The organism is Bacillus sp. GW823-FHT06A10, assembly GCF_058795375.1.
Genome location: NZ_JBXAHT010000001.1, coordinates 1,074,603 through 1,100,505, shown reverse-complemented (window position 1 = coordinate 1,100,505; position 25,903 = coordinate 1,074,603). Strand labels below are relative to the sequence as shown.

Sequence of the window (25,903 nt, the reverse complement as noted above, 5' to 3'; positions counted from 1 at the left end):
GATGTGAATCCTAGAAACGAGCCAAAATCTATTCAAAAAATGGAGTATAGTTGTAATTACAGCTGTGTTATTGATTTCCCAATTGAGTTAGTTATCTCAACTGCACATAAGAGCTGAAGCACCTTCAAATTCTACTGCATTTCATAAATTAATGCCTAAATATTTAATAACCAATTTTAATTTTGATATGGATGCATCAGCTGTTACGATAACGCAGTAATTGAAAATCTCTTTGGAATCATGAAGTCTGAATTTCTATACCGAAAAGAATTTAAAAATATAGACCACTTTAAACACGAACTAACAAAGTACATAGCGTACTATAATCATAAAAGAATTAAGGCAAAACTAAAAGGCATGAGTCCGATACAATATCGGATTCATGCCCAAGAAGCTACCTAATGAAATAATGAAATTTATCTATATTTTTAATGCATTAATCAAATCTTTTATCAATTTTTCCTCATCATTTTTTAATTCTTCTAGCCTATCTACAATTTTCAAAATAATATCATTATCTTTTACTAAGCTATATTTAACAAACATATTGCGTATAATTAATGCTCGATCTTCAATTTTCTTTGCATCTTGATATATTTTCGTTTCTATTATTTGATTTTCTAACATAAAGTTAATCCGGGAGGCCATAACCTTTTTATGCTCCCACAAAATATGTGTATTTCTTATATCTATATATACCTCTCCCTGGATTAATGCTTTGAAGTAATTATAAAGTTGCTTATAAGATTCCATACCATAAAATCTTTCCCAGGGTTCCAATAACATACTAAACTTCTCAGAAGTATTTCTCGAATGAAGATAATCTTCCAAAGATTCAATCACTAATTTTTTATTAAATTCATATTCTCCTTCTGGATTAAACTTATATAAGTAAACTTGATTACATTCATTCTCTATATTCTCTAGGTATAAATAGGATTTTCTAAATTCAGAAAAACTTACTTTTGAACTCTTAAAAGAAACATTCTTATTAAACCCTAATACATCAAACGTCTCTGAATTTATGTCATAACCATATACTAATATATCATGAGAAAAATGTCTCTTTTTATAGGTACGTCTATCCGGAATATAATATTCATCTACATTCAAATACACATAATAATTTTCATTCAGGGACTTTATTACAAAATCTATTATGTCCTGATTTGTAAATTTAATTAAATCTCTTTGTAGCTTCTGTACTTTTAACCATGGACAAATAGTATGATCATACATATAAAAACAAAATGGTACCGGTGATTTAAATTCCTTATCAAATGCTACTTGAATGTAATTACTATAGAACCATGGATACGCTTCTTCGTGATTTAAGATAATGGCTAATGGATAGGCGTAAAATTGATATCCATAAACTGGTGGTTTTTCTATTGGCAACTTTTTTTTACCCATTATTTTCTCCTATTCAATTAGTTTTTTTAAAGGGAAAAATTCAGAAATTAGAAACAGTGGTTCTTTTTCACTGTTAATAGTATAGGTTTTCCCTAAAATTTTGTCTTCACACCCTATTTGAAGATGTTTAGCCATCCCCTCTTCTTGATATATATTTACATTTTCAATTTTCCTACTGGTATCTAGCTTATACTTATCTAAAATTTTTCCGATTGGCTCAACCCCTTTTATCAAATCTTCCATAACTTCTTTTTGAAACTTTTCTATAAATACAATAGAAATGGCATATAAGAATATTTCGCCTGTTTCTTCACTTTCTAAAGTTGCTTCTCTAACTAGGAAATAATCAGGTAATTTTGTATTAAATACTTTTAGTATAGGCAGATCTGTATTCTGCCGTATTAAATTCACTTTTATAATAGTATTATGGTATATTTCTAGTAATTCAGTCATCGAAGATTTAGTATATGTCACTAGTCGCCCATAACTACTTAGTTCGTATTCTTTTATATGCACACGGCATTCTCTCCTAATTTTTATTTTTTTGAATTAAATACTTTCCGATTACTAAATAATCCAAATCTATATTTAAAAAGCATTTAATAGCATCATTTGGTGATTCAACTATCGGTTCTCCATTATCATTAAATGAAGTATTCAAAAGAATTGGAATACCTGTTAAATTTTTAAACTCAGAAATTAATTTATGAAAATTCAGATTCATATCCTTTGATACTGTTTGCATTCTTCCAGTCCCATCAATATGAGTAATTGAAGGTACATCCTTTTGTTTAGAATTATGGATTTTCGGAACAAACAACATATAGTAAGAACTTTCTTTCATAGAAAAATATTTATCTTGTTCTTCTTCTAAAACAGCAGGTGCAAATGGTCGAAACGGTTCTCTATGCTTAATTCTTGTATTTATAAGGTCCTTCATATCATTATATCTAGGATCTGCTAATATACTACGATTTCCTAATGCTCTTGGACCTACTTCTGATTTCCCCTGAAACCACCCTATAATATTTTTATCACTAATTAATCTAGCAACCGTTTTATGCAAATTTTTTGGTTCTGATACTATTATTGATTCTTTATATTGTTCTAGAGACTGTTTTATTTCTATTTCAGTGTATTCCTTTCCTAAGTACGGAGAAAAATCTGTTTTAGAGGGATTCCTATGCTTTCCTCCTAAAGCATAATACCCATAAAGGGCCGCTCCAATTCCAGTACCGGTATCACCTGTTGCAGGCATTACAAATACATTTTCAAAAGGAGTATTCTCTAAAACTTTATAGTTTACAACACTATTTAAAGCTACACCTCCAGAAATACATAAGTTTTTTATTTGAGTTTTTTCATATAAATAATTGCAAAGTTTAATTACAATATCCTCAGTATGATATTGAACTGCAAAAGCAAAATCAGCTTTTGCTTGCTCCAATCTCTTAAGCGTTTTCATATTTTCCAATACGTGATTTATGTACTGTTCCATTTCTCTCTGTTGCTCTAAGCTTTGATTGAAATTTCCATTTATATCACAATTATAGAATTTATAAAATCCCTTCACATATTTGTCCGTACCATAAGGAGCTAAGCCCATTGTTTTACCAGGTTCAATATAACCCTGTGAGTTAAATCCTATGCTATTAGTAACTATTCCATAAAAAAATCCTAATGAATTTGTATAAACCTGTTCATAATCCTCACCTACTACTTCGCCTTTAATATCCTTTAAAGTAGAAATCTGAGATCCTTCTCCTAAATAATATGTTATTGTTTCTCCAAATATTTGATTCTTACTATTTATTTGGCTCCCTCCACCATCTAAAACTAAAATAGCTGATTTTTCAAATTTCGATGGATAAAATACACTAGCTGCATGACTAAGATGATGACTAATTAACTTAACTTTTTTTCTATATTTAAGGTAATAACCAGGTGTTAGATAATCATTTGCCACTATTAAATCTACATCATCAATAGAAATTCCTTCCGAATCTAAACAATATTTTGCAGCCTTACACCTCGAAACACGTTCACCTAGCTTATATGCATATTTAACCCGTACTAACCTTTCCTCTTCTACAGCAACCTTAATTTCACTATTATCAACTAAACATGCTGAAAAATCATGTAAAGATCCACCCAATCCTAAAACCTTCATTTTATTTTCCTCCTACTCTCCAGTTCTTCATTACCTAATCATTTTAAAATAGGTTTGTGAACTATTTTTAATGTGTAGCTTTAAAGCATTATTTGAGTTATAAAATTCCTCTAATGATATTTGATTATTTATAAATTTTACAAATAATTTGGGATCTAAGTGCTCAGAATATTTTTCACAGAAATAGTTCATATTTTTAGCCAAATTTTCAATTCTATTTTTACCAACTGGATGTTCCATGTGATAAACTTTAGCGTTTTTCTGATATATGAATCTAGCATTCTGATTATATAAGCGATATCCTAATTCAATATCTTCTCCCCCCCAACCAAGGAACTTTTCATCAAAATAATTTACCTTTTCTAACAACTTTTTACTAACCGAGGCATTTCGTGTTACAAAGCAGGTCCATGCAATATGCCCTCCATTTGGATGCCACCCAAACAATTTAAACGTTTGTTTGGCATAAAAATCTTCTCTAGCTGTTCCATTTAGTTGATTTATATCATTTAATAATGCATTATGTATGATTGTTTCTGTCCTATGAGAAGTTATATTCCCAAAAAATACATTATAACGGTCACCTACAACAACGACTTCATCTTTACTTTCTAAATGCGGTTTTATATGGTCGTATATAAATTGCGATCCAAATAAGATATCATCATCTAAAAAAATGATGATATCTCCTTTTGCCATTTTAATTCCTATATTCCTAGCTTTTGCAATAGATGCAGCTTCTCTTTCTGTATACTGCATATGTAGTTGCCCCTTATACAACTCTATTACTGACGTGTAATCCACAGTAGAACCGTTATTAACAATAACTACTTCAAAAAGAATCCCCCTGGTATTCTGTAGAGAAAGCGATTTCAAAGTATGCTGTATACGTTCGAGCTTGTTTCTTGTGATTAGTACAATGCTAGCAGCGATATTTGCCATGTTAATAAAACTCCTTTTATTTAGTTTCCAGAACTATTGTACGCTTTTAATCCCCTATTCCACACAAAACGTGTAATAATTAAAAGCACTATACTAATCCCAAAAGTAAGTATTCCCAATACAATATCTAATTTTCCAGTAACTATTTTTGCAGCAGGGCTAGCAACTAAAGCAATGGGGAACATATACTTGAAGATCATTCCTATTATGCCTTGATAAATATCATCTGGAAATCTAGCCATTATTATTGTACTTAAAAACATTCCTTCTCTATTTTGAATACTTGGCCACCAAAAAGCTGTAATGGTCCACATAAACCAAATACAGTAGTAAATAATCATTCCTGAAAATAAATAGAGAAAATATCCCAATAAATTAATTGAATTTAAAACATTGGACATTGAATTCATTCCAATAATTACAACTATCATCCCTGGAATTACATTCAATATTTGGGTATAATTCAAAGTTCTAAATGATGCGTAAAATTGAGAATCAATAGGCTTTATCAACAATAAATCCAGTCTTCCATCCATAATGTCATTTTGAAGCATACCCATATTATGTATCATTAAGAACATCATAATTGCATCAATAATCATATATGTCCCTACTAAAATTAACATTTCGGCCCATTGCCATCCCAATATATTTTCTACATTTAAATATATAGCTTTAAAGAATATTAATGGTACACTAATCCAAAGTAATCCTGATACAACCATAGCGAAAAAATTTGCTCGGTATTCTAAATCCTTTTGTAAACTTAATGTAGCTATTTTTTTAAAAACCTTTATTTTATTCATTTTATCCACCTACTTCCACATAATTTTTAACCCCTTTTCTCCAAATTACTCTCCCTAATATGAAAAATAATATTATCCAAATCAGTTGGACTATAAGTCCATGTACTATATAATCTTGACTAGCGGATCCAGTAATTATTTTTAATGGAAAAAATGCTAGATATGGAAAAGGTGTAAAATCTATTACCCTTACTATTGTATGTGGTAACAAATCTAGCGGAAAAAATCCTCCTGACAGTATAGTTATAATTAAATGCTTTACAAATAAAATATTTACCAGGTTATGTGCCCAGAATGCATAGCAGCCAATTATCCATGACAATAGAAACCATAGAGCCGCTGATCCTATAATTGCAATAATAAATATTATTATGGACTTTAAATCTAAAGATATACTAATATATTTTTTTAAAATTAGCATGATTATGGACAAAGGTATACAACCCAAGAAAAACTTTACAAACCTATCACCTATCATTTCAGAAACATAGTAAGCTTGAACATCAATTGGTTTCAATAACAGACTGCTTAATATTCCTTTATTTATTTTCTCATTCAAATCCCAATCTACCTGATACCAAATTAAATAGTTTATTATTCGAGCACCAATAAAATAAGTTATTAATTGATTAAGTGAATAATTAGCTACTGTATCTCCGTTTGCATAAATAGCTTTCCACATCAAAAACATTGCAACTGTGGGTAAAAAAGCTTCTAAAATCATATAGAATACCCCAAAACGATATTCTATTCCTCTAAGCCAACTTGTTTGTGCAATTTTAAAATAAGCATTTATTGGTATAGCTTTTTTCATGTGATTAACCCCTAATTAGCTGTTTGTTGGATTTTGAGTAAATTTTCTCTATTACGCCTTCTATTGAGATATTCTCTACTGTTAAGTCCTCTATAGGAAAAGAATTTAATAAAATTGTAGCTACATTTTTCATTTCATTTTTATTCACACATAATACCATTTTGTTTTGCTCTTGCAATGTAACTTTTGCTCCTAATCGTTCAATTTGTGATGAGGATATTTTTTCTTTAAAACTAACAGATATATACTTATTAACATCAAAATCTTTCATTATATCTGCTGTTAAACCGTTATATACTAAATTCCCTTTATTTAATATCATTAACTTCTCACAAAGATCTTGTATATCATCTAAATAATGACTTGTTAGCAGAATTGTAGCATTATAACGTTGATTATATTCTTTGAGAAAACCCCTAATTTTTTTTTGAGCAAACAAATCTAACCCTATAGTTGGTTCATCTAAAAACAGAACTTTAGGAGCATGAAGAAGAGCTGCAATCATTTCCATTTTCATTCTTTCACCAAGAGATAATTTTCTTGTTTGAACTTTGAGCAAATGCTCAACTTCTAATAAACCAGATAATTCTTCAAGCCGATTTTTATAATCCTTACTTGATATAGAATATAATTCCTTATTAAGTTCAAAAGTTTCCAATGGAGGTAAATCCCAAATTAGTTGTCCTCGATTTCCCATCATAATCGATATTTGTCTTCGATGTTCCAAACTTCTCTTCCACGGTACACATCCCATTATTTCAACTTCACCATGGGAGGGCGTTAAAATTCCCGTTAAGATTTTTAGAGTTGTAGTTTTACCTGCTCCATTAGGACCAATAAAACCAGCAAAATCTCCTTGTTTTAATTTAAAACTTAAATCATTAACCGCTATTTTCTGCTCGTACTTTCTATTTACCATAGATTTAATAGAACCAAGAAACCCAGGCTCCTTTCGATGAAAGCGATATTCTTTCTGAAGATTATTTACTTTTATTGAATACACACCTTTTCCTCCCCCCATAGTTCTTCTTATTATTTATTTAACTTTTCTATAATATAAGTAGTTAAAGATTCAACTGTGCTAACAAGATCGACACTAAGTTCTTCATCTGGAATTTCTATTTCAAATGTTTGTTCTATTTTCAATAAAATTTCTAAAACCATTATTGAATCTATATTATAATAATCAATTAAATTGCTATCGTTAGGGATTTCATTTGGTGAAATATTAGTTTCGGTTCCTTCTGTTACACCCTCAGCAATGATGTTTTTTAATACCTTTTGAATGTTTTCCATCTCAACATGTGTGTTCATTTTTATTAACCCCTTTTTTGTCTTTTATTTTTTATAATTAGATTATAAATTCTCTTTCAACGCTTGCCTTTTCACCTTACCTGTTGAAGTCTGCTCAAGTTTTTCTTGAAAAAATATCTTTCTAGGTACCTTATATGCTGATAAATACCTTCTGCAATGGGATAATATTTCTTCTTGCTTAGAAGGATGATTTAAAACTATATGGGCGACTGGTATTTCTCCTCTAATTGAATCTTCTTGTCCCACTACTACTGCTTCTTTAACAGCAGGATGAGTTTGAATAACCTCTTCAACTTCTAAAGGATTTACCTTCTTTCCGGATACATTAATAGTGAGTTTTTGCTTCCCATATATATAAAGATGACACTTTTCATCTAATATCCCTAAATCTCCAGTCTTAAAATACTCTTTTTTATCGATAATGGAATCCAAATTACCTTCACCATCTAGATAACCCATTGTCATACTTTTATTTTTGATCAGTATTTCGAAAATTTGTAACCCTTTTGATTCCACAGGATCTGAATAATTTAGTAATACACTTGTATCCGATATTACTTTTCCAACAGATGGTTGATTATATAGTTTATTTTCATACTTTTCATGTAAGATTGAAATGGCACCTGTTTCTGTCATACCGTATACATTGTTTAAATTTAATCCAATTAATTCCTCACACTTTGTTAACACTTCTTGGTTTAATATCCCTCCTGCGGTAAGAGCGTATCTCAAGTTTGTTAACTTACTTTTACAATGGCTTGCTAACATCTCATAATGAACTGGAAGTGCAATTAAAATTTCAATTTCCCTTTCTAAAATTACCTTCTCAATCTTTGTTGCGAGAGTTAACGCGGGTAAATAAGTTATTGTTACACCCGAAATTAATGGTGCAATAAACCCAAAAGCAAAACCATACGCATGGAATATTGGTGCAATAGACAGTATTCTTTCTTCTTCTTTTAAATCTAATGTTTTTTTAAGTTGTAAACCTTCATTTAATAATCGTTTCTCTGATTTCAAAACAGCTTTTGGAATATTGGTGGATCCCGATGATAAAAAGATAACTAAGTTCCCTTCATCAACACTTTTGTTCTTCTTAAAGAACAAATTTTGTGTTCTTAAATTAAATAGTCTTATTGGCTTCTCAAACTCCATTTTTTCTTCAATTACCATATCATCTTCTATATCTATTAGTTTTTTTGTATCTGTTATTAAAATACTTGGCTTATACATGTTGATAACAGTTTGAAATTCTTCACTTTTTGTATAAGGATCCAATAGTATAATTGGAATTTTCAAAGAACATAATGAAACGAAAAGTATTGAGAATCTATATGAATCTTTTAAACATAATCCTACTAATTTACTTTGAGATAACCCAATCTTAATAATCGTACTACGGCATTTTTCAATTTCTTCTATATACTCTTTGTAACTAACCTCTTTTTCGTCTCTTATAAAAGCGATGTGTTCTGGATTGTTCTTCTTGATCTGATTGTATATCACTAAAAACCCCTCATATCTTTGAAGTTATTCTATTTTTCAAATCCATTGGCGTACTAGCGGTAACTACCTCGTATGATTTATTCATTGAAAAATTTTCAGTAAACCAATCTACTTTGATTGTATAAACATCTACTTTCTTACCTATATCCAAATCACTCTCTGTATCCCCAATAAATATACTTTCTTCTTTTTTTGCCTCCAACATCTCTATTGCTAAAGCTAATCCATCTGGATTGGGTTTACTTGGTATATTATCACTAGAAGTAATAATTACATCGAAATATTTAATTAAATCGGTATATTTAAGTAGTGCGTAAGTCGTTTCTCTTGATCTGCCCGTAAAAATCCCTAGTTTCATTTTCCTATCTTTTAGGTACTCCAACATATTGTGTATATCAATTGGAGGTATTAAAAATAATTCACACAAATTATCTAGGAAATACTTATTATAAAATTTTAATGCTCTTTCTTTATTTTCTTCTCCTACTAAACAACCAAGTGTAGCCTCTTCTGTAGGCATAGCATATCTTTTGATTAGAAGTGTACTACAAGTTTTATTCATAACCCTTGAATAAGCATATTTACAACTTTCCAAATGAATTTTCCAACTATTAACCAACGTTCCATCTAAATCAAATATGACTGTGGATACTTTATTAATCATTAATGTTCAGTACTCCCCCAGTTTAAATTTCGATCAATATGTTCAATATTCATATCGATATATGGTCCAGTCTGACAGCTTACTTTGCAGGCTATTTCTACTAATGAAGTTGCAATTGCCGCTCCCGAAGCCATTCCTAATCTCATCTGTAAATCAAGTAATGGTGACAACCCCATCTTTTCCAGTAAGAATTTATGCCCAGGTTCAGAAGAGACATGGGACGCAATAAGATAATTAGATATATCTGGACATAATAATTGCGCAATACTAGCCGCAGCTGTAGTTATAAATCCATCAATAATTATAGGTATTTTCCGTGCTGCTGCTCCCAGAATTAGCCCTACTACCCCAGCTATTTCCAGTCCACCAATAGAACTAATTATACGAAGAGGATCATCAGTGACCTTGAGATTATGATAATCTATACTCTTTTTTACAATTTCAGTTTTATATTTAACCTTTTCGCACGATATACCCGTTCCTTTTCCTACAACATCATTTGGTGAGATATTACAAACAACTGAAGTTATAGCGCTAGCGGCTGTGGTATTTCCAATACCAATTTCCCCAACTGCTATAATATTTGAATTTTGATTTTTTTCAGTCTCTAGTACTTTAGCACCTTTTAATATAGCCTCTATTGTTTCAGATATACTCATTGCCACTGTATTCGTCATATCATTCGTTCCTTCCTTAACCTTCCAGTTAAGAAAATTATCTGAATCAATACATTCTTTCAAACCCAAATCAACTAAAGTAATATCTGCCCCAACCTGCTTAGCAATTACATTAATAGGTGCTAAACCATCGGCTATCGTTTTGAATACCTTACTCGTAACATTTGATTTAAATAATGATACATGCTTTGATGCTATACCATGGTCACCTGCAAAAATAACAATACTTTTTTTGAAATCATCTATCTGAGTTATTCCTCGTACACCTGCAATCTGATAGGCTATCTTATCTAACGCCCCTAAACTTTTTAATGGCTTTGCTATTCGCATTTGGCTAATGTGAAATTTTCTTTCGGCATATTTATCGATAGGTGTTATCTTATCAATAAGTTCTTTTAATGATTGAATATTCTCTTTCATTCAGAACACCCCGCAATTTTATCTGTGTTCTTATGGAGTTTCTCCTCTATTAATTCTGATACACCATTAATAAAATGTTGATTAATGAAATACCTTGATACTCTTTCTCTAGCCGCGTTTGCTAAACTATCACCTAATTCTTGATTATTTAACAATCTTTCAATCTTATAGGCAATTTCATTTTCATCTAACTCACGTATACCATACTTATCTTCGTTTACAGTTAATTTCAAAGCTTCTTTGTTATCACGTAATAACTCATTTAACGAATCAACCGAAGAGGCTATTATAGGCTTACCTACAGCCATAAATTCAGCAGCAACATAACAAAACGACTCCCATAATGAAGGTACTACACATATATCTGCTACATGAAAGTATTCAATTGCCTCCTCTCGTGTTATATCACCTAAGAAAATTACTGAATCGCTTACATTTAACTTTTTAGTTAGTTCCTTGAGATATTCTAGCTCTGGTCCAACACCAATAATTCCGAGCTTAACTTTTGGGTAATTTCTCCAAACTTTTGCAAATCCTTTAATTAAATAATCAAATCCTTTCACTGGTACTAATCTACCGCAACCTAAAATTATAATTTCTTCCTCTTTTGCTAGAACGCTTCTTCTTCGTCTATAATTTACATTTTCTTTTCTTGCAAGTTCATCTGGATAAATTCCTAAATGAATTACGCTTGTTTTATCTCTCGATAAATCCTCATACTGCTTATGTATACTTTCGGATAACGCATTACTAATAAACACAGTATGGGTAGAGTGCATTAATGCTTTTCTCTCCAATTCAAGAATTAACTCTTTTCTAGCTTCAACATTATTTGAAACTCGATGAACCCCATTTCTATCGTAAGGAACCATCTTTGAAAAATCTTGTAAAAGGATATTAATGAGTGGGCATCCAAACTGTTTTGCTAAAATAGAAGCTTCAGGAAAACAAAACAAGTCCGGAAAAATAATTATTGATGGTGCACCAAACTTATTTACGAAATGATTTACACCCTTCATTAATCTTCTATGAGAAACAAGAGAATTGTCACTTATACCAGCTTCTTCTGTATATAAAGATTTATTGCTAATTCGATATATATTAACATCATTAATTACTTCTGTTACTAAAATTTCCTCTATATTATTTGTAATTACTCCTACTTTATATCCTGATTTTGCTAGACCTTCAGCCAATGATCTGGCTACTGTACTTGTTCCGCCAATTGTATTAGGCGGATACTCACGCGAAAAAATTAATACTTTCAAGGTTTCACTTCCCTTTCTTTATGTATTTTCATATATGCCTGAATTTGTTCTAACGTGAAATGATAAGCATCCTTACCTTCTTCAAAATTTTTATACCAGTTTACTGTTTCACTAACTGTACGATTAAAATCCCATTTTGAATTCCACTTTAATTGATAAACAGCTTTTTCAGAATTAACACTTAGACTATTAGATTCATAAAAATTTTCATTATAATTTTCGGAGTTATAGGACCCGTTCCCCCAATTATCAATAAACGTTTCTACTAATCTTTGTACTGGTAAAATGGAAGTATTAGTTGGCCCAAAGTTCCAACTTCCACTATACTTTTTAGGGTTGTGAAACAAATTTATACTTAGTAGCAAATAACCATACAATACGTCAAGTACATGCTGCCAAGGTCTAAAAGCATAGGGCTTTCTTAATTCAATTACTTTTTTCGCTGAAAGAGCTCTAACACAGTCAGGTATAATTCGCCCCTCCGCCCAATCTCCTCCACCAATTACATTTCCTGTTCTCGCACTCGCTAAACCAATTTTACTGTCCTCAGAAAAATAAGCATCTATATATGCAGTAAATATTAGCTCTGCAGCTGCTTTAGAAACGCTATAAGGATCTCCTCCTCCTAATTCATCATTTTCCCTATACCCCCATAACCATTCTTTATTTTTATAGCACTTATCAGACGTAACATATACTACCGACTTAACCGACTTATTGTGACGAACAACTTCTAACAAATTCACTGAACCAATTACATTAACATCAAAAGTGCGTTTGGGTTCTGTATACGAAACTCCTACAAGTGGTTGAGCAGCCAGATGAAAAACAAATTCTGGATTTTGTTTTCTGAAAACTTCTTTTAGATGTTCTAAATCTAGTATGTCTCCATCAATATGTAAAATCCTTTCCTCTAAACCTAATATATTGTAAAGACAATCTTTTTTATCAGGAGGTAGTGAATATCCGACAACATCTGCACCTAACATATCTAACCACATACAAAGCCATGCACCTTTAAATCCTGTATCCCCAGTAACAAGTACCTTTTTCCCTTTAAATATAGACAAGTCTTTAGTTAATTCCATAATTTCCAAGGTGCCTCCATATTTTCATACATTTGATTTAAAGTTAATTGATCTTTATATGTATCCATACTTCCCCAAAAATCACTATGGTTATATACCATCATTTGTTTATTTCCCATTAATTTTTGTAGCGGTTCTTTTTCAAATACTAATTCTTTATCATTGTCTAGATATTCAAAAATCCCTCTGTTACAAATGAAATATCCACCAGAAATTTTTGCATCAGCAACTTGAGGTTTTTCTTGAAACTCTGTTACATGCCCCTCACTGTCACATTGCAACTCCCCATACTGCCCTGTTCTTGAAATACCTGTAACAGTTAGTATTTTTCCATGTGAATGATGAAAGTCCAATTGACGATTAATATTAAGATTACAAACTCCATCTCCATAAGTAAGCATAAAGGTTGAATCATCTCCAATATACTTTTGAATTTGTTTAATACGACTCCCTGTCATTGAATCTAAACCTGTTTCTACCATCGTAATTTCCCAATCTTCCTCACTCAATCTATTATGGTATTGAATATCATTGGGCTGATTAAGAGATATTGAAAAATCACTATTGATTAACTTATAATTCATGAAATACTCTTTTATTTTCCACCCTTGATAACCTAAACATAAAATAAATTCATTATGTCCCCATGAAGAATAGTATTTCATAATGTGCCATAATATTGGCTTGTCCCCTATCATAATCATCGGTTTAGGAATATTATCTTTATGCGATTGCATTCTCGTTCCAAAACCACCACAAAGAATAACTACTTTCACCTATCTCATCCTTTCGTATGTATTTTACTAAGCAAATATTTTATTGATTCTTAAAATTCAAACCATAAAAGAAAACGTTTGCACAGTTATGGATTATAAACCTATTACTATAAATTGTAAATACATTTTTTGACTATTTTTATCTAATTATGAATTATCCAACAAAACAAAACGCAACCTGATAAATAAATTAAATATTCTAATAATAATTCAATATCTACTTCTACATTAACTTCTTTACTATTATTTTTTTGTGAAAAATATACAAAAAGCTTATAAATCAAGATATTTTCATAATATTTACTGCCTGTTACTTCATCAAACATACTTTTCAAAAAAATCAAACTCGAAAAATAAACAATTGAAGTTACTACTCTTGTTTATTTTTACCAAAAATAATGTTAGACTAATTACCGAAGGTGGAATGAAAACACTTTCATCCAAGAGGCGGAGATGATAGAATATGTTTTTTCTAAATAAACCTTCCTCCCCTCCAAAATGCAATCGGTTGCATTTTTTCGTACTGTTATATTAGTTTTTATTGAACAGTAAAGTGAATTTTTTATCTAATAATTATCTTCAGCAATAGGAAATTATAAAAAACTCTAGGATTCAGGGGGATATATTTTATGCATGATCTAAGTGATAAAGTGAAACAATTTCATAGTGATGGCTTTGTTTTTATGAGTAATGTTCTAAATGAAGACCAAATCAATTTATTGAATACCGGGGTTGAAGAAGCTTTTCGAGGTCCAAGGAATGGGTACGCTCCTATTTTTCGTGGTATGATGTTCGAACGTGGTGAAGTCTTTGAAAATTTAATCGATTTGCCTCCAGTTATTAATTTAGTCGAAGCAATTTTAGGGGATAATTGTCATTTGCGTAGTATGAATGCAATTAAGACCCCTAGAAGAACAGGAATAGATCAATGGCATATCGATTTAATTGATGATGAAATGTTTTTCCCACTTCCAAAAAATGTTGATTGGGATAATAATATTCAAATGCCAGTATTTATTGTCAACTGTCTATACTATCTCGCGGATGTTGAGGAAGATATGGGACCTACACAATTAGTTCCTGGTAGCCATAGAAGCGGTAAATTTCCAGACACTAAACAAGAACTCCCTGTTTATAATGGAAAAAAACCCGTGACTTTTAAAGCAAAAGCTGGTGATTGTCTAATTTTTAACAATCAGGTTTGGCACCGTGGCGGTTTAAACCTTAATCAAAAACCAAGAATCGTACAGCAAGTTGTTTATAGTAAATCTTATATTTCTCAGTCATTTTATCCCCTCTTAAATTATAGGGTTCCTGAGCATGTATTGGCTAGAGCAGACAATAGACGTAAACGATTAATAGGCTTCCATAAAGTGGGGTTGGTGTAAACCTTACAAAACGCCCGGAATTTTGATGTACAAATTTATAATTTTTTTAGCTTACTGGGCATGGGGATTATCACATGTTCAGTAAGCTAAAATGTAATTTACTATTTAGAATTCACTAACAATAATAGAACTATAGTCTTCATTTTTATAAAACTAACCTTATAATATTCCATTTTCAACTCCGATTTTTGTCCATATGTTTACTCCACTTTTAGTTTTTAATTTACTATACATTATTTTATAAGATATTGAACCAATTAACACTGGTGAAAGACGTCTTATTCAAAAGAATAATTCTGTAAGTTATGATTAAAAAAATAGAAAAACCATCTCCACTGTAGATATCGCTTACTTTACGTCACATCTTCAGAGGTTTTAGCTGTAGTTACATTTATATAGGCTACATTCACTTATCTTTTTCAGCTCTTCTTTGTTTTAATTTATTTTCAGGATAATAAATCTTCACAAAAGGCATAGACTTTCATTCCTTTTCTTATTTTTAATATACAACAAAATTTCATCGTGAAATGTGTAAAATCTCATATACTGTAACACCCTTATTCACTACAATATCAGGCTTCTCTTCATAAAACTCAAACCTACTATATCCCCATTTATCCGGATTATAAACGATTACATTCCCTAAACACTTTTCGTTGTTTTGTACATCTTCATTCATAGTGCTTAATTGAGTCCCAATCAGTGTTTTACTTTGAGAAATACTTCCTGCATATTCAACAACATATCTACTTTTCTTAAATCCATCACTTAGATTAACCACTAATGGAACACCTATATGTATTTGTTGCCATCCAAAAGATTGTAAAATGTTATCGTAATACCCTTCAAAGATAAATTTATTCATCCCTTCATGACCATTCCAAATATATAAAGGTGCATAGCAGTTATACAAATTCCCGTCTTTCTCCGTTTCCGTAATTAAATAAGCTTTAAAATTTAGTTCTTGGAAACCATCAGTTTTATAGCCATTATCCTTTACCCTTTTCTTAATAATTTCCATGTCATAATCCTTTGGCAAAATGACCTTATATTGCATTCCAATCATGTTTATCACTCGCTTTCAATCTTATATACATTATGATAAATCGATAAGTAGCTAACGTAAAATAGGTATAAATTATGTTTGGTATCATTTATAATGATAGTGCATAAGGGGCTGAGATACATGGAAATAAATGATCTTATTATATTCAAAACTGTGGCCAGTGAGGGTTCTATTAGTAAAGCTGCTAAAGAGTTAGGATATGTTCAACCGAACGTAACTGAGCGAATCAAAAAATTAGAACAAGAATTAGAAACGCCTTTACTACATAGAGATAACAAAGGTGTTTCCTTGTTACCTGCTGGTGACATTTTATTAGATTACACGAATAAAATATTAACTCTATTAGAAGAAGTAAAAGATGAAATTAAAACGAGTGGTTCTTCTTATATAATAGCGACGTCACAATCTATTTTGACAAATTATTTAAGTAAGCGTATTAAAGTAAATTTCAGAAATTATCAAATATATGTAGAAAGTAGTAGTCATTTGCAAAAATTACTGCAGCAACAAAAAGTTGATATGGTCATAACTTATGAGGATTATCCTGACGCATCGTTTAAAAAAGTGTTCACAACCTCAATTTCTGTAGGCTTATTAAAAGCGAAAGAAAAATGTACCATTGATTATTCAAAAGAAATTTTCTTCGTTAGCAATGACAAAAAGTGCCCTTTTAGGAATAAGACAATACAATTTCTAAAAGAAAACAATCTATCTCAGCGACAACTTCAACAGTTGGATTCTTATTCGCTTATGGAAGAGTTTATTGCTGATGGAAAAGGAATAGCTTTTTTACCGATTAAAAATGATACATTAGTAATAATTGAAGATGTTCCCCTTGAGAATTTAGCTGTTCATTTTTTTACGAATCAAACCTTTATAAAGCATATCCCTGATGAACTATTTGATTAATAAAATGACTTTGATTACAAACTTTTTTCAAAATAAAAATCCCTCTTTAACGAATATAAAAGAGGGATTTTTATTTTGTATACAATTGATTTTTCACACGTTTTGCTCCACTTCTGTACTTTTCTCCTTTTTATTCCTTTTAAAACTCTTCAATTTCTTAACCGTCCCAACCAATCCTTTCGGAAAAACGAGTAGCACGATAATATACAATAAACCTAGAATAATCGTCCATCTTTCAAAAATCGGATATTCCGTCGCTAGTTCTGATAAATAATATTTTAGTGATTCAATAATCCCAGACCCAGCAATAGCTCCAATTAATGTTCCCACTCCTCCAATCATTGTCATTAAGAGTGCATTTAGTGTCATTTCAATTGAAAATACAGTCGTATTGACAAAGCGCAATGTAATAACAAATAAACCACCGCTAATTGCAGCTACTATTCCTGCGACTACACTTGCGATTATTTTATAATGGAGGACTTTATATCCAAGTGCCTCAACACGTTGTTCATTTTGTGAAATTGCCTTTAATACTTTCCCAATAGAAGACTTTGTAAAAAGACGTAATAGAATAAAAATGAAGCATAAACATACAAGTGATACATAATAAAAAGTAAAACGATCACGGAATATTTCTGGTACCCCAAATGTAAAACCATCTCCTCCGTGAGTAAGCCCACGCCATTTTTCAGCAAGTACGAAAAACAACTGTGAAATAGCAAGTGTTAACATTGCATAAAAATGACTTTTCAATCGTAAAGAAAGCAAACCAATTATATAACTAACGATTGCTGAAACGATAATTGCAGCTACTATTCCAATTAAAAAGTTCGTTATTGATACGCCTTGTCGATCAAATAAAAGCGCTACCCCATATGCTCCTATCCCAAAGAACATACAATGACCGAACGATACAATTCCTGTATACCCAAGCAATACATCAAAACTCATTGCAAAAATAGCAAAGATGAAGATTTGAGTGAACAAAATTAACAGGCTCCGTGAATCATTTACGAACGGAAATACACTTAAACAAATGAGCATACATACTCCGAAGTATACTTTAATTCGGTCCGATGTGTTGTTCACCATTTCACCCCTTTTCACCAACAAGTCCAGTTGGCTTCACTATTAAGAAAAATAGTAACATTAACATATTAATTGCAAGTGATAAATCTGGTATAAAATACGCTGTAAAAGCACCAGCTAATCCGACAATTAAAGAAGCAATAGCTGAACCTTGTACGCTTCCTAATCCACCGATAATTACTACTATAAATGCTAAAATTGCATACTGCATGCCCATCTCGGCGAAAATAACGCCCGAATACGGTGCTAATAAGAATCCTCCCAAAGCTGCCATCCCTGCCCCTAATAAAAAGACGAAAGAAAATATCGCTTTTACATTAATACCAAGCGCTTGAACCATTTCTTTATCCATTACACCTGCACGGATCATAAGACCTATCTTCGTCTTTTTGAGTAATAGTAGTAGTGCAATGTAAATAATTATCCCAATCAAAATAACAAATAGACGATATTTAATTAATATAATACCTCCGAATGTAAAACTTCCTTGTAACCATAACGGTAATTTTGCACTAATAGGGTTTGGCCCCCAAAATATTTTAATACACTCACTAAGAACGAGCATTCCTCCAAGCGTAACGAGCAGCTGTCGAACATGATTTCCATATACCGGTCTAATAAGAAACCTTTCTAAAATAAATCCTAGGAACATTCCCATGGCTACTGCTCCAACTAAAGCTAATATATAACTTCCTGTCATATTAAATAACCAAACACCTGTAAATGCTCCCCATGCAAATAAACCACCGTGTGCAAAGTTTAAAACGCTCATTAGACCGAAAATAAGTGAAAGACCTGATGCTAACAAAAAAATGAGCATCCCTGTTGAAATCCCATTTACAAATAAATTGATTAACACATCCATCCTTTTCACCTCGGATTCATGTTAAGAGATTCCTAAATATTTATGACACATTTCCTTATCCTTTTTTAATTCATTCATAAAACCGTTATGAACAATTCGTCCGTTATCCATAATGTAAAAATAATCGCCAATTTGACTAGCCATCATAAAATTTTGCTCAACAAGTAAAACTGTTGTTTTCTCTTTCATCTTCAAAATAGCTACCATTAATTTCTCCACCATTATCGGGGATAGCCCTTTGCTCGGTTCATCAATAAGTAATAATCCATCACTATTAATAAACGCTCTTGAAATAGCCAACATTTGCTTTTGCCCTCCGCTCAAGAGCCCACTTTTCTTATTCCAAAACTGCTTTAAATCCGGAAATAGTTCTAGCATCCACTCTATTTTCCCTTCTACTTCTTCACCTTTCCCCCTAGCAAGAGCGAATGTTTCTTCTACTGTCAAATCATGAAAAATACCTTGATTTTCTGGTACATATCCTATTCCTTTCCTTGAAATTAAATGTGTAGCTAATCCACTTACTTTTGCACTATCATAATAAATTTCACCATCTGCAATGCGGTGAAACCCCATCACTGAACGTAATGTCGTTGTTTTCCCTGCCCCGTTTCTACCAAACAGTACAGTAATCGTCCCTTTCTCAACAGTAAGAGATACTCCTTGCAAAATATGAAACTGATCTAAATACGTTTCTATATTATTCACTTGTAATAGTGCCACTATATAATCCCCCTAAATAAGCACTTTGTACACGCTCATCTTTCATAATTTCTTCTGGCAATCCTTCAGCCAATAACTCTCCATGAAATAAAACGATAAGATGATCTGACAAACCTAGTATCATATCCATTTTGTGTTCGATAAGTACAATTGTGCTCTCTGGATGTTTCTTAATATTTTCAATCACTTGTAATATAGCAGGGACCTCTTCAACCGAAATACCTGCCGTCGGCTCATCAAGTAATAACACATCCGTTTTTAAAGCTAATAACATCGCAAGTTCTAGCTTTCTTTTCTCTCCATGTGCCAAATCTTTCGCTAATACGTTCTCTTTCTCGTGAAGTAATACTGTTTTTAAGAAACGTCTCGCCTCTCCAACTTGTTGCTTTAATTTTGCTGAACTCGGGAAAAAACTATAGTAATCTTGTACGAATGATTGAACACTTAAACGGACATTTTCAAGTACCGTTAATTCTGGGAATATGTTTGTAAGCTGAAAAGAGCGACCGATTCCTAAGCGTGTTCGATCTGAAATTGATAGTTTTGTAATATCTTGCCCTTTAAAATACACTTCACCTGTTGTGGGTGAAATCTGTCCACTTAGTAAATTAAATAATGTTGTCTTCCCCGCACCATTTGGCCCGATAATAGAAATGAGCTTTCCTTTTTGGACAGTTAAATTTACATCTTTAATAACATGATGTTCACCAAAAGATACGCTAAGATTTTTCGTCTCTAGCAAATGTGTCACGAAATCCCTCCCTTTAAAGCCGTGAGTATGAAAGAAATATGTATAAAGAGGGTCCCCCCTCTTTATACAAAAACAACAGAAAATTCAGTCTATTTATTTTGAACTGGTGGTTCTGTTTCTTTCATCGTTAATTCTCGCTCTAACACTGGCACCGGATAATCAACACCGTCTTGCTTTTTCAATGTGATAGAATACAGTATCTGCATGGCTTGGTGGTCCTTCTCTCTAAACTTCATCTTTCCTTTCGGTGTATCAAATTCCATTCCTTCCATTTTCTTAATCAAGGTATCTACATCTGTATCACCTTTTGTTTTCTTTAAGGCTTCTACAATAGAAATTGCTGCTGACATTCCTCCCGCTGTAAACAAATCTGGCACTGCACCATTAAAACGTTTTTTATGCTCTTCAACTAGCCAATCATTCACTTTATTTTTTGGAAGTGTGTGATAATATACAGAAAAACCTTGCATACCTACTAATGCATCCATTGTTTTTAATGCTGGTATATCTGGCGCACCTGTAGAAATTTTAATACCTTGCGCTTCCACATTCATATCTTTCAACTGTTTCCAAGGTGAATTTGCCCCTGCCCAAACGATAAATAAATAATCTGGTTTTGAACTAATGATATTTTGAATATTCGCTGTAAAATCTGTTGAATTTGTATCCGCGTATTGCTCATTCACAATGTTCGCACCTAATTTTTTCGCACCCGCTTTAAATGCAGCAATCCCTTCACGACCAAAAGCGTTATCTGGGGCAAATGTCGCAATCTTTACATCTTTTTTCGCAATTGCTGCTGCTCCTGCAATCGCATCTTGTGAGGAACTTCTTCCAGTTCTAAAAATATATTTATTCCAGTTCTTCCCGGTAATACTATCCGCAACTGCCGGTTCTACAACCATAATCTTTTCATATTCTTCAGCCAGTGGTAAAACCGCTAACGTATCACTTGAACTAGACGATCCAACTAAAAAATCAACTTTCTCTTCTTCTAATAACTTCGTAGCTTTTTTAACTGCTACATCCGCTTTCGTTTCTGTATCTTCTACAACAAACTTAATCTTTTTCCCATCTACTTTCCCAGTTCCACCAGTTGCATAATCTAACCCTAATTCAAATCCGTTCACTGTTTGTTTTCCATACGATTCTAGTGGTCCTGTTAAAGAAGCAAGGACTCCTACCTTAATCGTTTTTTCATCCTCTGTACTTGTTTTCTTTCCTGAACAAGCTGCCGTTATTAATAACGAACCTAAAACACAACCAATAAACATTGTCTTTAGCCACTTACGTTTTTTCATCGACATTGTGATCCTCCCCATACTTTACTTTCTGATAGAATCAAACACGCCAAAATCCCCTGTCCGTAATCATGACTAACTAATTCGATAGATAATGGAAAACTCTTGTAGTACCCTCTACATTCGGCACAAATATATAATCACCTTCCTATGTAATGGAAACGGACATACAATCAATATATATTCTGCAATCCAATTGAAAATACTGTTTCATTTCAGTAATGACCATACAAAAAGACTAACTTATTTTTAAGTTAGTCTTTTCCCCTTAATTAGAGTTAAGTTCTACTTTCTCTAACCCTTCAGCCAATTGTTTCTTATCTAGTCCTTCTCCTATTACTACTAAGTTTGTCGGGAAACCGAAGTCTTGTTCTAATAAAGTTGGTACTCCGAACGAATATTGGAATAGGTGAGGGTATTTATCTCCATGGAATTTCACAAAACCTTTCACTCGATAAATACTATCTGGTAAATTCGAAAGCCATTCATATAATTTGTCTTGTTCAATCGGTTTCGTAAATTGATACGTCATCGTTTGTATATGTAAATGCTGTTTGACATGTAGTGTCTCATGTTCCTCATCATTTGGAAATTCTGCTTCCTCTATATCTTTTAAAGATATATTGCAATACTTTGTCTCATACATTTTCGCATGATCATTTATTGCCTTTACTTCTTCAAATACTGTGTTCTTATCTTCATCTGTTAGTAAATCTGCTTTATTAACAAGAATGTGACTACCAAATTTCAGTTGTTCATGCAATAGCTGTTGTACATTTGCACTTAATATACTTCGGTTTAACCACCTTACTGCATCTAAAACGACTACAATTGATTTTACTTCCAGAAAAGGAGCTAAAATTGGCGAGACACACGCGTCTAACACTTCAATTGGATGCGCAACACCTGTCGTTTCTATATAAATTACATCTGGTCTTTCTTGTTGGTATAACGAATGTAATTGTATTTCAAGCTCTTCTTTTAATGTACAACAAATACATCCTTTAAGAAGTTCTCTTAAAACATTCTCTTTTCCAATAATATCTGTATCTACCGAGTATTCACCAATTTCATTCATTAATACTGCAACTTTTCTATTCTTCTTTTTCTCTGCTAACAATAAATTTTGTAATAATGTTGATTTTCCACTACCTAAAAAACCACCTAATATATGAATCTCCACTTTATTCATTCAACCGACCATCCATTTCTTTACTTCAAATGTATTCAAAGCGTAATAATTACGATTTATATTTATCATTTTATTAAAAGAATGACCATTTGTAAATATAAGAGATTCACTGTTCATTTACTTCATATGCAACTCTTACTCCAGACTCAATTGCCCCTTGCATCCATCCATGTGTTAATGTCGTATGCTCTCCTGCAAAATGTACTTTTCCAGATGGTGGTGTAATATACGGAAATAACTCGAGCTCTTGGCCTGGTTCGAAAGCTGTAAATGCACCGCAAGAATACGGATTTTTACTCCAGCTAAAAGATGTTCCAGTGACAAACTCACTATAGACGATGTCACCGTATATTTCCGCTAAATTTTTTAATGCGTAACGAATACGATCTCTTTGCGGGAGACTATCCCATGTTAACGCCTCATCTGCCCACGTATAACTTGCTATTACGATAGCTGGTCCTGGAGTATGAATGCCATAACTCGGATAGTATGTAAACCGTATCGGTAAATCAGTAATAGATTTACCGCCACACTGTCCCGCTTTCTCCCAAAATCTACTTTTAAACTCTATTGCAATTTTAGTTGCAGCAATATAATTTAATTCACGAATTGCTCTTTTTTTAAAATAAGAGAATAAATAGTATGGCTGAACTTCTACAAATCTTAACGCTGAAAATGGAATTGTAATAATAGCAAAATCACTTGTTATTGTAAATTGCTCTAACGTTTGTTCATGATTTCCTTGTAACATTACTTTATTATCTTCTTGTATAATTTTATCAACCTTATATGGCATTAAAATATGTTCTCTTAATTGTGGTAAGAATGCATTCGATAACTTATCCATTCCACCAGTTATTTCATAATATTTCGTCGTTGAAGTAAAGAAAATCATTTCACGTAATACTTCAATTAAGGACATTCCCATATAAGCTTCCATATCAAGAAGTACCCCAATCATATCTATTGCACCATCTGAATAATACTCCATTAAAAATGAACCAAGCGAATACGTTTTATACTTTTTTTCAACGATAAGCCAGTTTTTATCAGGATCCTTCTTAATATAATTTAGTATTGGTTCTAATACCTCAATCATTAGCTCTTCTGCCGTTTTTCCTCTTTCTTTATCCAAAACCGGATATTCAAGTACACTTGGATCATTTTCAAACACATTCAATCTCGTTTGAATGTTATTCGTATAAATGATACCTGCAAAAGTTTTATTTATAAAAAGGTTTAAAGGTAGTTTAAATTTATGAATATACGCTAAGGTTAACTTATGGGTGTCAGGGATTCTCATCGGTCCCGCATTAAAATATAAACCCACACTAAATGGTTCCCGAATCGTATACACCCTGCCACCTATTCTGTTATTTGCTTCTATAATCGTTACTTCGTGCCCAGCCTCTTTTAATAAAGAACCTGCAACTAATCCAGAAATCCCTGCACCTGCAATCGTAATCCGTTTTGGGTTATTCTTTTTGACAAGCCCTGCATGAATAATATGAAGCATTTCTTCCATTGCTAATGGGTTCCCCATGCCATTTCCCCTTTTACAAAGGATTTTACTGAATTATATTCGGTTCACTGAATTCCTATGTTTTGTTCGCGGATTTGCACGGATACATTTTCAAATACTTGAATATCTTTTATAAAATGTAATAAACTAGATATGACTCTATAGAAGTAAGACGTATTATCTTACATAATAAAATCAATGAAATTGCGAGGAATTTTGAAATGAAAAAAGGTATTAACCGTGTTGTATTAGTAGGAACAGGAGCAGTTGGATGTAGTTATGCTTACTGCATGATTAACCAAGCCGTAGCTGAAGAATTTGTTTTAGTCGATGTAAATGAGGCAAAAGCTGAAGGGGAGGCAATGGATTTAAGTCATGCTGTTCCATTCGCACCAGCTCCAACTAGAGTATGGAAAGGCAGCTACGAAGATTGTAAAGATGCTGACCTTGTAGTTATTACAGCTGGATTACCACAAAAACCAGGCGAAACACGTTTAGATTTAGTTGAGAAAAACGCTAAAATCTTTAAACAAATCGTTCGCAGTATTATGGATAGCGGATTTGATGGCATCTTCTTAATCGCAACAAACCCTGTAGATATTTTAACTTACGTAACTTGGAAAGAATCTGGTTTACCGAAAGAACGTGTAATCGGTTCTGGTACAACGCTTGATTCTGCTCGTTTCCGCTATATGTTAGGTGAGTACTTCGATATTGGTCCACACAACATTCACGCTTATATTATCGGAGAACACGGCGATACTGAACTTCCTGTTTGGAGTCATGTTTCCGTTGGTATCCAAAAACTACAAACACTGCTTGAAAAAGACAACACGTATAATCAAGAAGATTTAGACAAAATTTTCATAAACGTCCGTGATGCAGCTTACCATATTATTGAGCGTAAAGGCGCAACTTATTATGGTATCGGTATGTCACTTCTACGTGTTACAAAAGCAATTTTAAACGACGAAAATAGTGTATTAACTGTATCAGCTTACTTAGAAGGTCAATATGGTCAAAAAGATGTTTATATCGGGGTGCCTGCTGTTTTAAATCGCGGCGGTGTTCGTGAAATTTTAGAGGTTGAATTAAGTGAAGAAGAAGAATTAAAATTCGATCACTCTGTTCAAGTATTAAAAGAAACAATGGCTCCGGTTCTTTAATTAAGATAAAAAAGCAATCCAATTTATTTTGGATTGCTTTTTTATCTTAATTATCCCCTATGACCTTTTA

Annotated in this window: 25 protein-coding genes and 1 pseudogene; 4 read left to right on the top strand and 22 right to left on the bottom strand. The window is 32.2% G+C overall.

Features of this window, described 5'->3' with window-relative positions; genetic code table 11:
- Positions 1-198: 198 nt before the first annotated feature.
- Positions 199-402 (top strand): annotated as a pseudogene (locus AC1Q8M_RS05710) (IS3 family transposase); the annotation flags it as partial.
- An 18-nt stretch (positions 403-420) separates the two neighbouring features.
- Here AC1Q8M_RS05710 and AC1Q8M_RS05705 read toward each other — a convergent pair.
- The 14 genes from AC1Q8M_RS05705 to AC1Q8M_RS05640 are packed head-to-tail and all read right to left on the bottom strand — an operon-like array spanning position 421 to position 13,858.
- Positions 421-1,413 (bottom strand): cysteine peptidase family C39 domain-containing protein, encoded by a 993-nt coding sequence (locus tag AC1Q8M_RS05705; RefSeq protein WP_098360761.1) that lies wholly within the window; start codon positions 1,411-1,413, stop codon positions 421-423.
- A 9-nt stretch (positions 1,414-1,422) separates the two neighbouring features.
- Positions 1,423-1,929, bottom strand: coding sequence for a chorismate--pyruvate lyase family protein (locus AC1Q8M_RS05700; RefSeq protein WP_000547679.1), 507 nt, complete (start codon positions 1,927-1,929; stop codon positions 1,423-1,425).
- A gap of 13 nt (positions 1,930-1,942) precedes the next feature.
- Positions 1,943-3,583, bottom strand: coding sequence for a carbamoyltransferase family protein (locus AC1Q8M_RS05695; protein WP_492334120.1), 1,641 nt, complete (start codon positions 3,581-3,583; stop codon positions 1,943-1,945).
- A gap of 30 nt (positions 3,584-3,613) precedes the next feature.
- On the bottom strand, positions 3,614-4,525 hold the full coding sequence (locus AC1Q8M_RS05690) for a glycosyltransferase family 2 protein (protein ID WP_071739673.1): 912 nt from the start codon (positions 4,523-4,525) through the stop codon (positions 3,614-3,616).
- A 20-nt stretch (positions 4,526-4,545) separates the two neighbouring features.
- A complete protein-coding gene (locus tag AC1Q8M_RS05685; protein WP_001033633.1) occupies positions 4,546-5,331 on the bottom strand; it encodes an ABC transporter permease in 786 nt (261 codons plus the stop codon).
- A 1-nt stretch (position 5,332) separates the two neighbouring features.
- Positions 5,333-6,145, bottom strand: a complete 813-nt coding sequence (locus tag AC1Q8M_RS05680) for an ABC transporter permease (protein WP_000709301.1) — start codon at positions 6,143-6,145, stop codon at positions 5,333-5,335.
- A 4-nt stretch (positions 6,146-6,149) separates the two neighbouring features.
- Entirely contained in the window at positions 6,150-7,148 is a 999-nt protein-coding gene (locus tag AC1Q8M_RS05675) for an ABC transporter ATP-binding protein (RefSeq protein ID WP_000286890.1), read from the bottom strand.
- A gap of 29 nt (positions 7,149-7,177) precedes the next feature.
- Positions 7,178-7,459 carry an acyl carrier protein gene (locus AC1Q8M_RS05670; RefSeq protein ID WP_001091896.1) on the bottom strand — a complete coding sequence of 94 codons (282 nt, stop codon included), beginning with the start codon at positions 7,457-7,459 and terminating at the stop codon, positions 7,178-7,180.
- 42 nt (positions 7,460-7,501) lie between these two features.
- Positions 7,502-8,965: a class I adenylate-forming enzyme family protein gene (locus AC1Q8M_RS05665; protein ID WP_000639966.1), complete on the bottom strand. Its 1,464-nt coding sequence runs from the start codon at positions 8,963-8,965 to the stop codon at positions 7,502-7,504.
- Between the two features lie 10 nt (positions 8,966-8,975).
- Entirely contained in the window at positions 8,976-9,629 is a 654-nt protein-coding gene (locus AC1Q8M_RS05660; protein ID WP_000608988.1) for an HAD family hydrolase, read from the bottom strand.
- Complete coding sequence (gene cobT / locus AC1Q8M_RS05655; protein WP_000662058.1) at positions 9,629-10,726, bottom strand: nicotinate-nucleotide--dimethylbenzimidazole phosphoribosyltransferase; 1,098 nt, start codon at positions 10,724-10,726, stop codon at positions 9,629-9,631. The genes AC1Q8M_RS05660 and cobT overlap by 1 nt, the downstream gene beginning before the upstream one ends.
- The gene (locus AC1Q8M_RS05650) at positions 10,723-11,994 is read right to left on the bottom strand and encodes a glycosyltransferase family 4 protein (RefSeq protein WP_044783463.1); all 1,272 of its coding nucleotides are present in this window, start codon (positions 11,992-11,994) and stop codon (positions 10,723-10,725) included. Before AC1Q8M_RS05650 ends, cobT begins: the two co-directional genes overlap by 4 nt.
- Entirely contained in the window at positions 11,991-13,082 is a 1,092-nt protein-coding gene (gene rfbG / locus AC1Q8M_RS05645; RefSeq protein ID WP_041488150.1) for a CDP-glucose 4,6-dehydratase, read from the bottom strand. Before rfbG ends, AC1Q8M_RS05650 begins: the two co-directional genes overlap by 4 nt.
- Positions 13,073-13,858: a glucose-1-phosphate cytidylyltransferase gene (locus AC1Q8M_RS05640; RefSeq protein ID WP_098365898.1), complete on the bottom strand. Its 786-nt coding sequence runs from the start codon at positions 13,856-13,858 to the stop codon at positions 13,073-13,075. Before AC1Q8M_RS05640 ends, rfbG begins: the two co-directional genes overlap by 10 nt.
- Before the next feature lie 629 nt (positions 13,859-14,487).
- On the opposite strand from AC1Q8M_RS05640, the gene AC1Q8M_RS05635 reads away from it, so the two are divergent.
- Positions 14,488-15,246, top strand: coding sequence for a phytanoyl-CoA dioxygenase family protein (locus tag AC1Q8M_RS05635; RefSeq protein ID WP_000543792.1), 759 nt, complete (start codon positions 14,488-14,490; stop codon positions 15,244-15,246).
- 517 nt (positions 15,247-15,763) lie between these two features.
- Here the strand turns inward: AC1Q8M_RS05635 and AC1Q8M_RS05630 are convergent.
- The gene (locus AC1Q8M_RS05630; RefSeq protein ID WP_086422356.1) at positions 15,764-16,312 is read right to left on the bottom strand and encodes a DUF4865 family protein; all 549 of its coding nucleotides are present in this window, start codon (positions 16,310-16,312) and stop codon (positions 15,764-15,766) included.
- A 120-nt stretch (positions 16,313-16,432) separates the two neighbouring features.
- Here AC1Q8M_RS05630 and AC1Q8M_RS05625 point away from each other — a divergent pair, with 120 nt between their 5' ends.
- Positions 16,433-17,221 (top strand): LysR family transcriptional regulator, encoded by a 789-nt coding sequence (locus AC1Q8M_RS05625; protein ID WP_000404994.1) that lies wholly within the window; start codon positions 16,433-16,435, stop codon positions 17,219-17,221.
- A gap of 93 nt (positions 17,222-17,314) precedes the next feature.
- On the opposite strand, the gene AC1Q8M_RS05620 is transcribed toward AC1Q8M_RS05625, so the two are convergent.
- The 7 genes from AC1Q8M_RS05620 to AC1Q8M_RS05590 all read right to left on the bottom strand — a co-directional run bounded on the left by AC1Q8M_RS05620 (position 17,315) and on the right by AC1Q8M_RS05590 (position 24,688).
- Entirely contained in the window at positions 17,315-18,268 is a 954-nt protein-coding gene (locus AC1Q8M_RS05620) for a branched-chain amino acid ABC transporter permease (RefSeq protein WP_002083259.1), read from the bottom strand.
- Positions 18,269-18,317: 49 nt separating this feature from the next.
- A complete protein-coding gene (locus tag AC1Q8M_RS05615) occupies positions 18,318-19,178 on the bottom strand; it encodes a branched-chain amino acid ABC transporter permease (RefSeq protein WP_000382787.1) in 861 nt (286 codons plus the stop codon).
- A 21-nt stretch (positions 19,179-19,199) separates the two neighbouring features.
- A complete protein-coding gene (locus AC1Q8M_RS05610) occupies positions 19,200-19,901 on the bottom strand; it encodes an ABC transporter ATP-binding protein (RefSeq protein WP_001196707.1) in 702 nt (233 codons plus the stop codon).
- Positions 19,879-20,652 (bottom strand): ABC transporter ATP-binding protein, encoded by a 774-nt coding sequence (locus tag AC1Q8M_RS05605; RefSeq protein ID WP_000149328.1) that lies wholly within the window; start codon positions 20,650-20,652, stop codon positions 19,879-19,881. Before AC1Q8M_RS05605 ends, AC1Q8M_RS05610 begins: the two co-directional genes overlap by 23 nt.
- A gap of 89 nt (positions 20,653-20,741) precedes the next feature.
- A complete protein-coding gene (locus tag AC1Q8M_RS05600; RefSeq protein WP_098855577.1) occupies positions 20,742-21,959 on the bottom strand; it encodes a substrate-binding domain-containing protein in 1,218 nt (405 codons plus the stop codon).
- A gap of 262 nt (positions 21,960-22,221) precedes the next feature.
- A complete protein-coding gene (locus AC1Q8M_RS05595; RefSeq protein WP_001044943.1) occupies positions 22,222-23,145 on the bottom strand; it encodes a CobW family GTP-binding protein in 924 nt (307 codons plus the stop codon).
- 106 nt (positions 23,146-23,251) lie between these two features.
- The gene (locus AC1Q8M_RS05590) at positions 23,252-24,688 is read right to left on the bottom strand and encodes a flavin monoamine oxidase family protein (protein WP_098855578.1); all 1,437 of its coding nucleotides are present in this window, start codon (positions 24,686-24,688) and stop codon (positions 23,252-23,254) included.
- Positions 24,689-24,888: 200 nt separating this feature from the next.
- Here AC1Q8M_RS05590 and AC1Q8M_RS05585 point away from each other — a divergent pair, with 200 nt between their 5' ends.
- Positions 24,889-25,833, top strand: a complete 945-nt coding sequence (locus tag AC1Q8M_RS05585; RefSeq protein WP_000715322.1) for an L-lactate dehydrogenase — start codon at positions 24,889-24,891, stop codon at positions 25,831-25,833.
- The last annotated feature ends 70 nt before the right edge of the window (positions 25,834-25,903 follow it).

Bases quoted from the DNA above. Each gene is read 5' to 3' on its own strand.
- AC1Q8M_RS05685 (WP_001033633.1), bottom strand. From the start codon at position 5,331: ATGAATAAAATAAAGGTTTTTAAAAAAATAGCTACATTAAGTTTACAA.
- AC1Q8M_RS05620 (WP_002083259.1), bottom strand. From the start codon at position 18,268: ATGCTCATTTGTTTAAGTGTATTTCCGTTCGTAAATGATTCACGGAGC.
- rfbG (WP_041488150.1), bottom strand. From the start codon at position 13,082: ATGGAATTAACTAAAGACTTGTCTATATTTAAAGGGAAAAAGGTACTT.
- AC1Q8M_RS05680 (WP_000709301.1), bottom strand. From the start codon at position 6,145: ATGAAAAAAGCTATACCAATAAATGCTTATTTTAAAATTGCACAAACA.
- AC1Q8M_RS05625 (WP_000404994.1), top strand. From the start codon at position 16,433: ATGGAAATAAATGATCTTATTATATTCAAAACTGTGGCCAGTGAGGGT.
- AC1Q8M_RS05615 (WP_000382787.1), bottom strand. From the start codon at position 19,178: ATGGATGTGTTAATCAATTTATTTGTAAATGGGATTTCAACAGGGATG.
- AC1Q8M_RS05695 (WP_492334120.1), bottom strand. From the start codon at position 3,583: ATGAAGGTTTTAGGATTGGGTGGATCTTTACATGATTTTTCAGCATGT.
- AC1Q8M_RS05690 (WP_071739673.1), bottom strand. From the start codon at position 4,525: ATGGCAAATATCGCTGCTAGCATTGTACTAATCACAAGAAACAAGCTC.
- AC1Q8M_RS05630 (WP_086422356.1), bottom strand. From the start codon at position 16,312: ATGATTGGAATGCAATATAAGGTCATTTTGCCAAAGGATTATGACATG.
- cobT (WP_000662058.1), bottom strand. From the start codon at position 10,726: ATGAAAGAGAATATTCAATCATTAAAAGAACTTATTGATAAGATAACA.
- AC1Q8M_RS05600 (WP_098855577.1), bottom strand. From the start codon at position 21,959: ATGTCGATGAAAAAACGTAAGTGGCTAAAGACAATGTTTATTGGTTGT.
- AC1Q8M_RS05705 (WP_098360761.1), bottom strand. From the start codon at position 1,413: ATGGGTAAAAAAAAGTTGCCAATAGAAAAACCACCAGTTTATGGATAT.
- AC1Q8M_RS05670 (WP_001091896.1), bottom strand. From the start codon at position 7,459: ATGAACACACATGTTGAGATGGAAAACATTCAAAAGGTATTAAAAAAC.
- AC1Q8M_RS05660 (WP_000608988.1), bottom strand. From the start codon at position 9,629: ATGATTAATAAAGTATCCACAGTCATATTTGATTTAGATGGAACGTTG.
- AC1Q8M_RS05635 (WP_000543792.1), top strand. From the start codon at position 14,488: ATGCATGATCTAAGTGATAAAGTGAAACAATTTCATAGTGATGGCTTT.
- AC1Q8M_RS05590 (WP_098855578.1), bottom strand. From the start codon at position 24,688: ATGGGGAACCCATTAGCAATGGAAGAAATGCTTCATATTATTCATGCA.
- AC1Q8M_RS05595 (WP_001044943.1), bottom strand. From the start codon at position 23,145: ATGAATAAAGTGGAGATTCATATATTAGGTGGTTTTTTAGGTAGTGGA.
- AC1Q8M_RS05585 (WP_000715322.1), top strand. From the start codon at position 24,889: ATGAAAAAAGGTATTAACCGTGTTGTATTAGTAGGAACAGGAGCAGTT.